This window comes from Acinetobacter sp. ABJ_C1_1 (genome assembly GCF_044684115.1).
Taxonomy (GTDB): Bacteria; Pseudomonadota; Gammaproteobacteria; order Pseudomonadales; family Moraxellaceae; genus Acinetobacter; species Acinetobacter nosocomialis_A.
In genome coordinates, this window is the sequence record NZ_JBITPU010000001.1 from 773,526 (window position 1) to 787,058 (window position 13,533).

The 13,533-nt window shown below is 41.7% G+C and carries 11 protein-coding genes; 2 read left to right on the top strand and 9 right to left on the bottom strand.

The genetic code is table 11. The annotated features are described in order from the left end of the window. Nucleotides 1-5 precede the first annotated feature (5 nt). The 4 genes from lysA to ACG59Z_RS03775 all read right to left on the bottom strand — a co-directional run bounded on the left by lysA (nucleotide 6) and on the right by ACG59Z_RS03775 (nucleotide 4,770). Entirely contained in the window at nucleotides 6-1,256 is a 1,251-nt protein-coding gene (gene lysA / locus ACG59Z_RS03760; RefSeq protein WP_400197972.1) for a diaminopimelate decarboxylase, read from the bottom strand. A 22-nt stretch (nucleotides 1,257-1,278) separates the two neighbouring features. Continuing rightward, complete coding sequence (locus tag ACG59Z_RS03765) at nucleotides 1,279-1,503, bottom strand: lipoprotein (RefSeq protein WP_068936861.1); 225 nt, start codon at nucleotides 1,501-1,503, stop codon at nucleotides 1,279-1,281. A 140-nt stretch (nucleotides 1,504-1,643) separates the two neighbouring features. Continuing rightward, the gene (locus ACG59Z_RS03770) at nucleotides 1,644-3,050 is read right to left on the bottom strand and encodes an amino acid permease (RefSeq protein WP_263614411.1); all 1,407 of its coding nucleotides are present in this window, start codon (nucleotides 3,048-3,050) and stop codon (nucleotides 1,644-1,646) included. A 301-nt stretch (nucleotides 3,051-3,351) separates the two neighbouring features. Then, on the bottom strand, nucleotides 3,352-4,770 hold the full coding sequence (locus ACG59Z_RS03775) for an amino acid permease (protein ID WP_400197973.1): 1,419 nt from the start codon (nucleotides 4,768-4,770) through the stop codon (nucleotides 3,352-3,354). Between the two features lie 175 nt (nucleotides 4,771-4,945). Between ACG59Z_RS03775 and radA the strand changes: the two genes are divergently transcribed. Beyond that, nucleotides 4,946-6,334 carry a DNA repair protein RadA gene (gene radA, locus ACG59Z_RS03780; protein WP_304402689.1) on the top strand — a complete coding sequence of 463 codons (1,389 nt, stop codon included), beginning with the start codon at nucleotides 4,946-4,948 and terminating at the stop codon, nucleotides 6,332-6,334. Nucleotides 6,335-6,416: 82 nt separating this feature from the next. Beyond that, a complete protein-coding gene (locus ACG59Z_RS03785; protein ID WP_400197974.1) occupies nucleotides 6,417-7,397 on the top strand; it encodes a Tim44 domain-containing protein in 981 nt (326 codons plus the stop codon). 57 nt (nucleotides 7,398-7,454) lie between these two features. On the opposite strand, the gene epmA is transcribed toward ACG59Z_RS03785, so the two are convergent. The 5 genes from epmA to ACG59Z_RS03810 all read right to left on the bottom strand — a co-directional run bounded on the left by epmA (nucleotide 7,455) and on the right by ACG59Z_RS03810 (nucleotide 13,388). Then, a complete protein-coding gene (gene epmA / locus ACG59Z_RS03790; protein ID WP_311069466.1) occupies nucleotides 7,455-8,429 on the bottom strand; it encodes an EF-P lysine aminoacylase EpmA in 975 nt (324 codons plus the stop codon). Next, a complete protein-coding gene (locus ACG59Z_RS03795) occupies nucleotides 8,426-9,493 on the bottom strand; it encodes a 4-phosphoerythronate dehydrogenase (RefSeq protein WP_400197975.1) in 1,068 nt (355 codons plus the stop codon). The genes epmA and ACG59Z_RS03795 overlap by 4 nt, the downstream gene beginning before the upstream one ends. 104 nt (nucleotides 9,494-9,597) lie before the next feature. Next, the gene (locus ACG59Z_RS03800; protein WP_400197976.1) at nucleotides 9,598-9,990 is read right to left on the bottom strand and encodes a YkvA family protein; all 393 of its coding nucleotides are present in this window, start codon (nucleotides 9,988-9,990) and stop codon (nucleotides 9,598-9,600) included. Between the two features lie 119 nt (nucleotides 9,991-10,109). After that, nucleotides 10,110-10,901 carry a formate dehydrogenase accessory sulfurtransferase FdhD gene (fdhD, locus tag ACG59Z_RS03805; protein WP_400197977.1) on the bottom strand — a complete coding sequence of 264 codons (792 nt, stop codon included), beginning with the start codon at nucleotides 10,899-10,901 and terminating at the stop codon, nucleotides 10,110-10,112. A gap of 78 nt (nucleotides 10,902-10,979) precedes the next feature. Further along, on the bottom strand, nucleotides 10,980-13,388 hold the full coding sequence (locus tag ACG59Z_RS03810; RefSeq protein WP_400197978.1) for an FdhF/YdeP family oxidoreductase: 2,409 nt from the start codon (nucleotides 13,386-13,388) through the stop codon (nucleotides 10,980-10,982). Between the last annotated feature and the right edge of the window lie 145 nt (nucleotides 13,389-13,533).

Consider the following 13,533-nt stretch of genomic DNA (forward strand, 5'->3'; position numbering starts at 1 on the left):
CTCATTTACTCCTCAGGCAATAAACGTTCTTTTTCCCAAAGCGACTCAACCGTTTCACGTTCACGAATTAAATAGCTCTTTTCACCTGATACCATGACTTCTGCAGCACGGCCACGCGTGTTGTAATTTGAACTCATAACAAAGCCATAAGCCCCTGCACCAAGTACAGCCAACAAGTCATTTTCTTGTAATACGAGTGCGCGATCTTTACCAATAAAATCACCTGTCTCACAAATCGCACCAACGAGGTCCCATACTTTTTCTTCAGTATCGGTACGTGGTACAACAGGCTGAATATCCATCCAAGCTTCATATAAAGCAGGACGAATCAAATCATTCATTGCTGCATCAATAATCGCGAAGTTACGATGTGTCGTTGGTTTAAGCAAATCAACTTTGGTTAAAAGTACACCCGCATTTGCACTAATGCTACGGCCCGGCTCCATATAAACCTTAAGACCTAACTTTTCTAAAGCAGGTTTCATAGAGTTTGCATATTCTTCAACACTTGGCGGTGTTTCATCTTTATAACAAACCCCTAAACCACCACCGATATCGATATGTTTAAGATTGATACCTAGTTTTTTCAGCTCATCAATCATCACAATGACACGATCTAAAGCATCAACAAATGGTTTAGTTTCAGTGAGCTGTGAACCAATGTGGCAATCAATACCTACAATTTCAAGGTTAGGTAAAGAAGCTGCGTATTGATAGGTTTCATAAACGGTATCACTTGGAATACCAAATTTATTTTCTTTTAAACCAGTTGAAATATAAGGATGCGTTTTTGCATCGACATCTGGATTTACACGTAATGAAACAGGCGCTTTTTTACCTAAGCGAGCAGCTACTTTTTGAATGCGGTCCAGCTCTGCATAAGACTCGACATTAAAACAAGCAATACCTACATTGAGTGATGTTTCAATATCTACTTCAGTTTTACCTAAACCTGAAAATACGATTTTAGAAGCATCCCCACCCGCTTTTAAAACACGAGCCAGCTCACCACCAGACACAATGTCAAAACCCGCACCAAGTTTTGCCAAGACACTAAGAACAGCCAAGTTTGAGTTAGACTTCACCGCAAAACAGATTTGATGATCAATAAAGTCAAAGGCACGGTCCATATCTAAATAATGTTTTTCAAAAGCTGTTTTTGAATAAACATATAACGGTGTGCCAAATTGCTGCGCAAGCTGCTCTAGAGAACATTGCTCTGCATGCAATACTCCATTAATGCGGGTGAAACTCATGAATGTGTCCTTATTTCAAAGCTTAAGGTGAAGTTGTTTGGGTTGGAGCTGATGACGACTCGACTGGCTGTTCAGCCTTTTCATCCTTTTGCACAACTTGTTTTGATTCTTTATTACGATAGAGCAAGTATTTTGCACGGTTGTCATAATTTGGATCAGAAGGTAGCTGTAATGCTCCTGACTGACCGCAAGCTGTAAGCAAAATACTGCTGCTCAATAAACTGATGAGGCAAATGACACGAAGCATCTGAGCACCTGATTTAAACAATTCGATGCAGTATACCGTGATCATGCAAGCGGCTAAAGAGTAAACTTGAATAGAAAAACAATATGCATAAAAAACGCCAGCTTTTCAGCCAGCGTTTAGTCATAAGCAAATCAATTTCATTATTTTTTATGACGTGGTTTATAGAAGAAGAAATAACCAATGATCAAGATAACAAACCAGATTGGACTGACTTTCAGTGCTTTAAACGTGTCTGGCTCTAAAGACAACACGTAAATCATGCCCACAAAGAAAATAATCGTGATCCAACACGTAAATAACCCACCCGGCAATTTAAATGTTGATTTGGCATGCAGTTCAGGACGCGTCGTGTAATAACGAATGTAGCTCCAGATAATCAGTAACCACACGCAAATGAACAAAATGGTTGAAAGCGTTGTTGCAAGTGTAAAGGCTTCAACTGTATTTGGTACAAAATACTGTAATGCCGCACCTAACAATAAACACGCAGCAGAGAAATACAATGCATTTGCAGGTACTGCACGTCTGTTCAATTTACCAAAAGCTTTCGGTCCTTGATCTTCACGAGATAAACCAAACAACATACGGCTTGTTGAGAATACACCGCTGTTCATTGACGACATAACCGATGACAATACCACTAAGTTCATTAAGATTGCTGCCGCTGCAATACCTGCTTGGCTAAACAAGTTTACAAATGGGCTAATCGCTGGATCAATTCTGTTCCACGGCGTTACCGACATTACAATAAGCAATGCCAAGACATAGAAGATAATGATACGAACTGGAATTGAGTTAATCGCTTTAGGCAAGTTACGCTCAGGGTCTTTGGTTTCAGCAGCAGTTGTGCCGACAAGTTCTACACCCACGAAAGCAAAAATTGCAATCTGGAAGCCAGCCAAGAAGCCATGCACCCCTGTTGGGAAGAACCCACCATTTGCCCACAAGTGAGTAAATGAAGCCACCTCGCCCGTACTAGAAGTAAAGCCGGTAAAGATCATCCATAGACCCACTGCAATTAAAATAATAATCGCAAGAATCTTAATAAGTGCAAACCAGAACTCTAACTCACCAAATAGGCGTACAGTTAATAGGTTCAAACCCATAATAAATACAATAGCGGCCACACTAATCATTGCACCTTCCATAGGTGAGAAAGGCTGCCCGTTATTGAAGAATTGTAAGTAGTAGATAATTGCAGAAAGATCGGCGATACCAATCGTGATCCAGCACAACCAATAGGTCCACCCCACAAAATAACCTGCCCATGGGCCAATTAAATCTGTGGTGAAGTCAATAAATGATTTATAGGTCAGATTTGACAGGAGTAATTCGCCAAGCGCACGCATGACAAAAAACACCATCACACCAATAATCAAATAAATGAATAAGATAGATGGGCCGGCAAGACTAATCGTTTTACCTGACCCCATGAATAATCCAGTACCGATGGCACCACCAATTGCAATCAGCTGTAAATGCCGATTGGAAAGACTACGATGGAGCTCACCTTGTTCATGAGGGTCGCTCAGATTTTGATTCGACATTTTATGAATACACTCCAGTAATTTTTTTAGTCCGTTAGCTAAATTCAAATCAAAAAGACGATATCGCACCATTTGCAGGTATCTTTTTAAATGTATATTTTTTGACAACTTTTCAGCTAACCAATTTTTGTCTGTATGGCTGATAATTTCAAGATACATACAATTAAATCCGATAATACGCACAAGAACATAGCAATACAACGCACCTTCCAGTCTACAAATAAGACTTGAACCACTTTGATTTTTCAATTAAAAAAGGCAATCTGATCGATTGCCTTTTTATATTTTGCTTCTAAGTTATTTATTCTTGGGCAAAATTACGTTTTATTTTTGACTTATAAAAACCAAAGTAACCAATTGCAAGTACAAAGAACCAGATTGGGCTGACCATAAGCGACTTAGCTGTGTCTGCTTCAAGGCTTAAAATCGCAATCGTAAATAAGAAGAAAGCAATAACGACATAACTCATCGCTACCCCACCCGGCATTTTAAAGTTCGATTTTTCATGCAGTTCAGGAGATAACTTACGGTAGCGGATGTAACATACCAAAATCAAAATCCATACCGTTAAGAATAAAATGGTGCATAACGTGGTTGCCAAGGTAAATGCTTCAATCGTATTTGGCACAAAATATTGTAATAAAGCACCGCCCATAATACAGGCACAGGAAAAAATTAAACCATTTGCTGGAACTGCGCTTTTAGTCAACTGACCCAAAGTTTCAGGTGCCTGACCATCACGCGATAAGCCGTACATCATTCGGCTAGTTGAAAAAATACCGCTGTTCATCGAAGACATTACCGATGACAACACCACTAGATTCATAATAATTGCAGCAGTTGGAATACCTGCCATTAAGAATAATTCAACGAATGGGCTACGATCTGCCTTTACCTGATCCCAAGGTGTTACAGACATCACCACCATTAATGCCAATACATAGAACAAAATGACACGAATCGGAATTGCGTTAATTGCTTTAGGCAAATGTTTATGTGGATCTTTAGTTTCAGCGGCTGTAGTCCCGACCAACTCCACCCCAATAAAAGCAAAGATCGCAATCTGGAAGCCCGCAAGGAAACCATTTACCCCATGAGGGAACATACCGCCATGATTCCAAATGTTAGAGATAGCAGCAACAGAACCAGATGGTGATTGGAACTTGGTCACTACCATGTAGATGCCGGCAAGGACTAAAGCAATAATGGCAACAATTTTGATAATCGCAAACCAGAACTCTACTTCGCCAAATAGACGAACCGTTAATAAGTTTAAAACTAATAAAAAGAGAACACAGCCTGCACTAATCATGGCCTGTTCTATTGGACTAAAACTGACTCCATTAGGTAACCAAAAACTCAAATAGCTCGTTACCGCGGTTAAATCTGCCATACCTACGAGCACCCAACTTACCCAGTAGGTCCACCCGACATAAAAGCCAGCCCAAGGGCCGATCAGGTCATAAGCCATATCGACAAAAGACTTATAATTTAGGTTGGAAAGTAAAACTTCTCCCAAAGCACGCATAAGAAAGAAAATCATGGTGCCAATAATTAAATAGATAAATAAAATTGACGGCCCCGCCAATGAAATAGTTTTGCCCGACCCCATAAACAGGCCTGTTCCAATGGCCCCTCCAATAGCGATCAATTGTAAATGGCGATTGGTCAGCTTACGCTGTAAGTCGCCAGCATGATCATGATGCTGAAGATTAGACATAGGTAAATATCCTAAAAATTTCCCACCTTAGCTAAAGCAAAATGCATTCCAATATTTTTGGACAACGGGTGAAAAATAGGCCTTTGAAAAATGATCGGGTTCTGCCTACGTTCAGGGTGTCGTTTTGCTATACTCTGTTTTTACTGATTATGAAGTTATCTAACCGAAGTCGAATATGAGCAAAGTCAAAACTGTTTACCGTTGCGAACAATGTGGTGCTGATCATCCTAAATGGGCCGGTCAATGTTCAGAGTGTGGTGAATGGAATTCTCTGACTGAAGTCAAACTCGAACCTACTACAGCGCATCGTGCGCGTCCTAAAATTGGTGGCTACGCAGGCCAAGTTGCCAATATCACAACACTTAATAAAGTCTCGGTTTCTCATGAAACCCGCTTACCTACAGGTATTAGCGAATTTGACCGTGTACTTGGCGGTGGCTTGGTCACAGGCTCAGTGGTACTCATTGGTGGTGACCCGGGTATTGGTAAATCGACTATTCTTTTGCAAACCGCAACCCACATGGCAAGTGCAAAAAGCTCTGCACTTTATATTACGGGTGAAGAATCGTTATCTCAGGTGGCCTTACGTGCTCAGCGCCTTGACCTGCCGACAGATCAGTTAAAAGTCATGGCTGAAACCTGCGTTGAGCGGATTTGTGAAGTTTTAGAGCAAGAAAAACCTGTTGTTGCAATTTTAGACTCGATTCAAACGCTTTACACAGAAACGCTCCAATCTGCACCAGGTGGTGTCTCACAAATTCGTGAATCTGCTGCGTTATTAACCCGTTATGCAAAAAATAGTGGCACGGCGCTATTTATTGTTGGCCACGTGACCAAAGAAGGTGCACTCGCAGGTCCGCGTGTTTTAGAACACATGGTGGACTGCGTACTTTATTTTGAAGGCCAGTCCGACTCACGTTACCGTATGATTCGTGCTGTTAAAAACCGTTTTGGTGCAGTCAACGAACTTGGCGTATTTGGCATGACCGATAAAGGTTTACGCGAAGTAGCGAACCCTTCTGCTATTTTCTTAAGTCGTTACGATGAAGCAATTCCCGGTTCAATTGTCATGATTAGCCGTGAAGGAACTCGCCCTCTTTTGGTCGAAGTCCAAGCTTTAGTTGATGATGCCCAAGGACAACCACGACGCGTCGCACTTGGTCTTGAACAAAACCGCTTAAATATGTTGCTTGCTGTCATGCACCGTCATGGTGGTGTACAAACCACAGGGCAAGATGTCTATGTCAACATTGTTGGTGGTTTAAAAATTACTGAAACAGGTTCTGACTTGGCTGTTTTACTAGCCTGTGCTTCGAGTTTACGTACCAAAGCATTGCCTCAGCAACTTGCAGTTTTTGGTGAAGTTGGACTTTCAGGTGAAATTCGCCCTGTACCAAATGGACAAGAGCGCTTAAAAGAAGCGGCAAAACATGGCTTTAAATATGTCATTTTACCTAGAGGCAACGCCCCACAAAAAGCGATTCCAGGAGTTCAAGTGATTGCTGTTGCTCGCTTACATGAAGCACTCACCGAAGCGATGCAGCTCAGCGATGAATTGACATAAAAAAACATATTTTTATAGTTGAAATTTAGTGTAAATGGCTGCATAAATACTATTACAAATTAATTTTAAACAGGAATTTCCTATGGAAGTACACCAGCGTGGCTTGATAACCGGTATTTTAATGGCTGCTTTGGCAATTTCTCCTCTTGCTGAAGCAAAACGTGCAGGTGGTGGTAAAAGCCACGGCATGGCACGCTCTACCACTTCAAGCCAGTCATATCAACAACCTCGTCAAGTGGCTCCAGTTCAACAACCTGCTACAGCACCTCAGAGATCTGGTCCGGGTGTTGGTTCAATGGTTGCAGCTGGTGTAGCTGGTGCTGCCGTAGGTGCTGTTGCAGCACATGCTTTAGCTGATGACAAACCAACATCAACTGAACAACGTGTAACCCAGCCTGACAACGAGCAACAAGCTGCTCAACAGCAACAAGAGAAGAAAGGTGGTATCCCAGGTTGGTTATGGGTATTACTTGCTGCTGCTGTTGCTTTTTTTGTATTCCGCAAATTTGGCGGGAAAAAAAAATTAGCAGCAAATAATCCTTACGCTCCAAACAGCAACGGTCAAAATACATTTGGCCGTTCAGCTGCGCCAACGAACTCAAACGACAACACCAATATTTTTGGTCAGTCTGTTGGCGGTGGTACAGCAACTCAAGCTCCGTTTGGCGGTGCAACAACAAGTAATGGCAACCAGTTACCAGATGGTAGCGAACCTGCTTCTTTCTTACGTGTTGCTCGTCAGCGTTTTAACCACATTCAGTCAATTAACAGTGCAAGTAACATCGAAGAAATTCGTCGCTACTTAACACCTGAACTTTATAGCTCTATGTATAACGACATCATGGAGAATCAAGATCAGGACGTTGCCGAGTTTAGTAACTTAAATGCAATGGTTGTAGACAGTGCGACTGAAAATGGTCAATACATTGTGAGCGTACGCTTTACAGGTACAGTAAGTGAAGATTTAAATAGCTTGCCACAGCCATTTACTGAAATCTGGCACTTTGTAAAACCTGTTGGCTCTCAGCAAGACTGGGTTGTTGCAGGTATTCAACAAGCTTAATTTAAATAAGCTCCAAATAAAAAAGCCACAATATGTGGCTTTTTTATTTACTCGCCCTCAGGCAATTTCAGCTGGAAATGCGATGACTTTTTCAATTTTAAGTTGATCTGTAGCAACCATGAGTAAACGGTCTATGCCTAAAGCAATTCCTGAACATTCAGGCATATGAGGCAAAGCTGCTAACAAGTGCTCATCTAATGGCATGACATGCAGCCCTTGCTTAGCCCGTTCTGCATTATCTGCTTCAAAGCGTGAACGTAACACCTCTGCATCGAGCAATTCATCGTAAGCATTGGCAAGCTCTAAGCCTTCAATATAAACCTCAAAACGTGCTGCGACTTCTTCCCCATCTTCATCTACTTTTACTTTCGCCAAAGACGCCATTTCTGGCGGAAAGTCAGTTAAAAATACAGGCGCATCAAAACCTAAACTTGGCTCAACAAAATGAGAAAATAACAAATCCATATAAGCTAAGCGGTCATCACCTAAATCAAGATTTAATCCCACACGATTCGCAGTATCTTTGAGTTGCTTTAAAGTCGCTTGCAATGGGTTAATGTCCAAGCGGTCCTGAAAGGCATGTTTATAACTTAAAATAAATGGACGAACTTCACCAAAACGATGCTGCAAACAGGTTTGTAATAAATCGGCTGTTTCATGCATTAACGCTTTTAAGTCCAAACCCGGACGGTACCATTCAAGCATGGTAAATTCACTGTTGTGTTTACGCCCGTGTTCATCATCTCGGAAAACCTTACAGATTTGATAAATCGGCCCGCTACCACTTGCCAATAAACGTTTCATGGCAAACTCTGGTGAGGTTTGTAAATATTGAGTTTGCAACTTGCCATGAATATGACGCAAAGTCTGAACCGAAGCCAAATGCACATCGGTAACACCTGCTTGTGAAACGATTGGCGTTTCAACTTCCATGACATCACGTTCTGCAAAGAACTGGCGAATTTGGGTATAAAGCTTAGCACGAGCCTTTAAAGCATCAATTGAACAAGTAGGTTGATAACTTAAACTCATGCCTGTGGTCCCCCGTGTGCTGCCCATTCACGGCGCAGCGGATAATTCTTACGTAATAAATCAAATGCTTTTTGCTCTACTTTGCCGTCTTTAACGCAGGCACGGATGTTGGCATCATCTTGAGCAATATCATAAATTTGAGATAGTTTTTGCTTGAGCACTGCCTTTAAATCATGTCCTGAAAAATAGTCTTCGCATGCAGGTAACTGAGTTTCGAAACGCTTATTGATGTCATATCCAAATTTTTGGCAAAACGCTTCATAAATCATTTGTGTACCGCGTGCCTTACCTTCCAAGCTATAACCTGCAATATGCGGTGTCGCCAACGCCAACATATTTAAAAGCTCATCCGATATGACTGGTTCATGTTCAAATACATCGAGCACCACTTTACGCTGGGTGCGTTGAATGTCTTGCATTAAAGCAGCTTCTTTCACCACCGGACCACGAGCGCTATTAATTAAAATGGTGTCAGGTTGAAGTTGTGCAAAAGTTTGTTCATTGAAAAGATGATATGTCGCATGTTCACCGTTTTTAGTGAGCGGCACATGAATGGAAATGGCATTGGCTTGTTGCAATAGGGTTTTAAAGCTTACATTTTCAATTGAATCTAACTGCACAAATGGGTCAAAACCAATTACGTTCCAACCAAGCAACTGAGCCATATAGGCCAAACGTTTACCCACATTTCCAAGACCAACAATGCCTAGCGTAAATTTTTCTTGTTGTTCTAAAAGGTTCACATCTAAATGTAGTAAAGCAGTAATCACATATTCAGCCACTGCTTGTGCGTTACAACCTGCTGCATTGGCCCATGTAATGTCATGTTTTTCTAAGGCTTGAATATCTAAATGATCGGTTCCGATTGTGGCACTACCCACATATTTTAAAGCGGTGTTTTGAATTAAACTTTCGTTCACTGCGGTGACTGAGCGAACCAATAAAGCTTCAGCATCTTTTACATCTGCGTGCGTTAAGGTGCGTCCTGCATGGTGTTGAATATCGCCAAATTCTGAAAAAAAGTAATCGGTAAATGCCAAGTTTTCATCTGCGACGATTTTCATTGTCTGCAACTCATAGCTTATAAAAACGTTATTATCCTTTGAGTTGTAGCAAAGCACAATGTTCAGGGCATTAAATTACGACAACCTTTCTAAGCGTAGTTCAACTACAAACCACCACCAAAATAAAAATAAGCCATCACCGCAAGAGTGAGCCACATTAAAATAATAAGTACAGCAACCAAATAATTTCGTGGCCCTTTTTCATGTTCTTCTAGCCATTCATTCGCTTGCTGTTCCGCATCGAAAATAACCTGTTGAGGCGTAAAACGAAGCGCTAACCAAATGAGTATGGGTAAAATGATGGCATCGTCTACAAAGCCTAATATAGGAATAAAGTCTGGAATTAAATCGATGGGACTAAAAGCATAAGCCACAGCCACGACCGCAATCACTTTAGGTAACCACGGCATTTGAGAATGCCTTGATGCAAACCAAAGCATAATAATTTGTTTTTTTAGACGTTTTGCCCATTCTTTTATTGATTGTACCCAAGACATTTGGACAGACTCTGAACCTTTAGAGTTTTATAATAATCTATAAAATCTATCCTTAGCTTAAAAGCAACAGAAATGTCAGATGAGCTTCGTTTTAAGCCCATCATATTGAACGATATATTTTAAATTTCTGTATATAAAACAAATCTGTCTCCCCTACAGAAACTTGCCAATGTGAGGCCAGATTGTTTGGCTAACTGAATGGCCATACTGGTCGGTGCTGAAATTGAAGCTAGCAGGCTAATATTCAACTGGGCACATTTTCGTATCAGTTCATAACTTGCCCGACTGGTCATTACCACAAAACCTAAACTGGTGTCGTAGTTTTCTTGCGCTAAATAACCAATTAGTTTGTCTAAGGCATTATGGCGGCCAACATCTTCAAATAACGCCACGATTTGACCATCAACCACCCATGCTGCGGCATGTGCCCCACCTGTTAAAGCTGTAATTTCTTGCTGGGCTTTTAAATGGGAAATGGCACTTGGAATTTGCTCAAGCCATATTTTTGATGCATGTGTTGTAATTTTGGGAACATCTAACTGAAACTGCTCTAAGCTCTCAATTCCGCATAAACCACAGCCTGTACGACCTACCATCATACGGCGGTGTTCTTTTAGTGCCGCAAATGCTCTCGATGAAATGGTCATTTCAACCGTAATTCCCAATTCACTTTGATGCACATCAAGCGCATATAGCTCTTTTAAACTGGTCAAAATACCTTCTGAGAGACTAAAACCTCTGGCAAATAATTCGACATCGGTTGGTGTTGCCATCATCACCGCATGTGAAATACCGTTATACACCAAGGCGATTGGGTACTCTTGCACAATATGATCTAAAACATTTTCAGACTCGGTTTTGTTAAACCGCTGTACTTGTAATGTTTCAACCCCATAAGAATGTGGTGTCAAAATTATTTCCTTTATTTCAAAATGGCGCTTGTTTAGAGCGCCATTTGTTTGAATTACATTTTAAATATCATCTTTGATTTAAAGGCTGCTGACTTTTCTATCTGCATCTTCAGGGTCAACGGCTGTTGCCAAGTTAAAGTGCTCAGGTGCATTTCCGGGATGCAAGATGACAGGAACACTTTTTGATGCCGGAATCTTGGCATATTTGTCATGACTACTTAAGGCCACTAAAGGATTGGTTTCCGGATAGTAAGCCGCCAAGCTGCCGCGCGGAATGTTATACGGCACAATACGGAAACTATGCACAATACGTTTCACGCCATCCGAGAAAACACTTTCAATATCAACCCACTGGTTAGCTTCAAAGCCCGCTTCATCAATATCAGCTTGATTCATAAACAACACACGGCGCTGACCAAACACCCCACGGTAACGGTCATCTAGACCATATAAAGTGGTGTTGTATTGGTCATGAGAGCGAGTGGTCATTAAGGTATAAACCTTACTTTCGGTATATGCCGCAGCGTACTGATTTTCCTTATCGGCATAAACCTCACTGAGCGGTGTGATCATAAACTGCGCTTTACCACTCTTTGTATTCCAGATGTGCTGATTGGCTGGATGCTCTAGATGGAAACCGCCCGGTTTATAGACGCGTAAGTTAAAGTCATGGAACTCATCAAATACATCGGCAATTGAGTCGCGAATACGGTCATAGCTTTCGATGTACCATTTCCACTTAATTTGACTGTCTGGAAGTACTGCTTCAGCCATTCTTGCCACGATATCGGGTTCCGACAATATGTTTTTAGAAATTGGCGTATTGCGCCCTGCCGACAAGTGAACATTACTCATTGAGTCTTCAACCGAAATGGCTTGTGGGCCATGAAGCTGCTCATCAATTTCGGTACGGCCTAAACATGGCAAAATAAGTGCATCTTTACCACACACCAAATGGCTACGATTTAATTTCGTTGCGACATGAACAGTTAAATCACATTTTCTAAGCGCTTCTTGGGTATATGGAGTATCGGGAGTTGCCACCGCAAAGTTTCCGCCCAAACCAATGAAGACTTTGACCTCGCCCTCAGCCATAGCTTTAATGGTTTCGACCACACCATGCCCATTTTTTCTTGGTGATTTAATACCGAATACACGGTCAATGTTGTCGAGTAATTTCGGGCTAGGTAACTCATTAATACCCATCGTGCGGTCGCCTTGCACGTTACTGTGCCCACGAACCGGACAAAGCCCTGCACCCGGTCTGCCAATTTGACCACGCGCCAACAATAAATTTGCCAGCATATGTACGTTAGCAGTTCCGTGACGGTGCTGAGTAATCCCCATTCCCCAACAGAAAATGGAACGCTCTGACTCTAAAAAGAGTTTAGAGAGTTTTTCTAAATGTTCAGGCGACAGACCTGAGTGCTTATAAATATCTGCCCACTCAGTTCTTTCCACCTCGGCAATCATTTCATCGAAACCAACCGTATTGACCGCAATAAAGTTTCGGTCAAAAACGCTTGGTTTACCTGAGGCAAGTGCTTTTTTATCCCACTCATTTAAGTGCTTTAACATCCCTAACATGAGTGCATAGTCACCCCCAATTTTAGGCTGGAAATAATAACGACTAATTGGCGTACTGCCGTTGGTCATCATTTCAAGCGGTGCTTGTGGGTCTTGGAAACGCTCTAGGCCTCGTTCTTTAATTGGGTTAATCGCAATAATATTGCCGCCGCGTTTAGAAACTTCACGTAAAGTACCTAACATACGTGGATGGTTAGTGCCGGGGTTATGCCCAAAACTAAAAATAGCATCAGCTATATCAAAGTCATCTAGGGTGACTGTGCCCTTTCCTAAACCAATTGAGTCAAGCAAGCCGACACTTGTGGTTTCATGGCACATGTTCGAACAGTCTGGAAAGTTATTTGTACCAAAGCTTCTCACAAATAATTGATATAAAAATGCTGCTTCGTTACTGGCACGGCCCGACGTATAAAATGCCGCTTGGTCTGGGTTATCTAGCGCATGTAAATGTTGAGCAATGAGCTTAAATGCATCATCCCACGAAATAGGAACATATTTATCGGTTGCAGCATCATAACGAACTGGGTCGGTTAAGCGGCCTAGGTCTTCTAGGAAAAAATCGCTTTGTTCTGACAGCCAACTGACGGTATGCCCTGCGAAATATTCGGGAGTAACGGTTTTACTGGTCGCTTCAAAGGCAACCGCTTTGGCACCATTTTCACAAAAGTTAAATGCGTGAGCGTCTTTCTTTTCTGGCCATGCACAGCCGGGACAGTCAAAACCTGTCGGCTGGTTAATGTTAAGTAAGGTAATTGAGCCTTTGCCTAAAATGTCTTGTCGCTTTAAGTTTCGGGCAACGCTAAGCAATGCGCCCCACCCGCCAGCAGGATGAGTATATGGCTCAATTCGCGCAAAACTATTATTTTCCTGTATGTGCTTTTGTTCTTCTGAATTATCCACTTTTTCATCCTCTTATCTTTTTTACACTCAACAGGCTCAGTGAAATCACAATTTAATTATGGTTTTATCAAAGCTACCCGCTGTTTACCCATGAGTAGAGTCTGCTTTTTATGTTATTGCTCATCTTTTAAAAGCTGGCTCAACC

Coding starts and splice junctions, on each gene's coding strand:
- lysA (WP_400197972.1), bottom strand. CDS start 1,256: ATGAGTTTCACCCGCATTAATGGAGTATTGCATGCAGAGCAATGTTCT.
- ACG59Z_RS03765 (WP_068936861.1), bottom strand. CDS start 1,503: ATGCTTCGTGTCATTTGCCTCATCAGTTTATTGAGCAGCAGTATTTTG.
- ACG59Z_RS03770 (WP_263614411.1), bottom strand. CDS start 3,050: ATGTCGAATCAAAATCTGAGCGACCCTCATGAACAAGGTGAGCTCCAT.
- ACG59Z_RS03775 (WP_400197973.1), bottom strand. CDS start 4,770: ATGTCTAATCTTCAGCATCATGATCATGCTGGCGACTTACAGCGTAAG.
- radA (WP_304402689.1), top strand. CDS start 4,946: ATGAGCAAAGTCAAAACTGTTTACCGTTGCGAACAATGTGGTGCTGAT.
- ACG59Z_RS03785 (WP_400197974.1), top strand. CDS start 6,417: ATGGAAGTACACCAGCGTGGCTTGATAACCGGTATTTTAATGGCTGCT.
- epmA (WP_311069466.1), bottom strand. CDS start 8,429: ATGAGTTTAAGTTATCAACCTACTTGTTCAATTGATGCTTTAAAGGCT.
- ACG59Z_RS03795 (WP_400197975.1), bottom strand. CDS start 9,493: ATGAAAATCGTCGCAGATGAAAACTTGGCATTTACCGATTACTTTTTT.
- ACG59Z_RS03800 (WP_400197976.1), bottom strand. CDS start 9,990: ATGTCTTGGGTACAATCAATAAAAGAATGGGCAAAACGTCTAAAAAAA.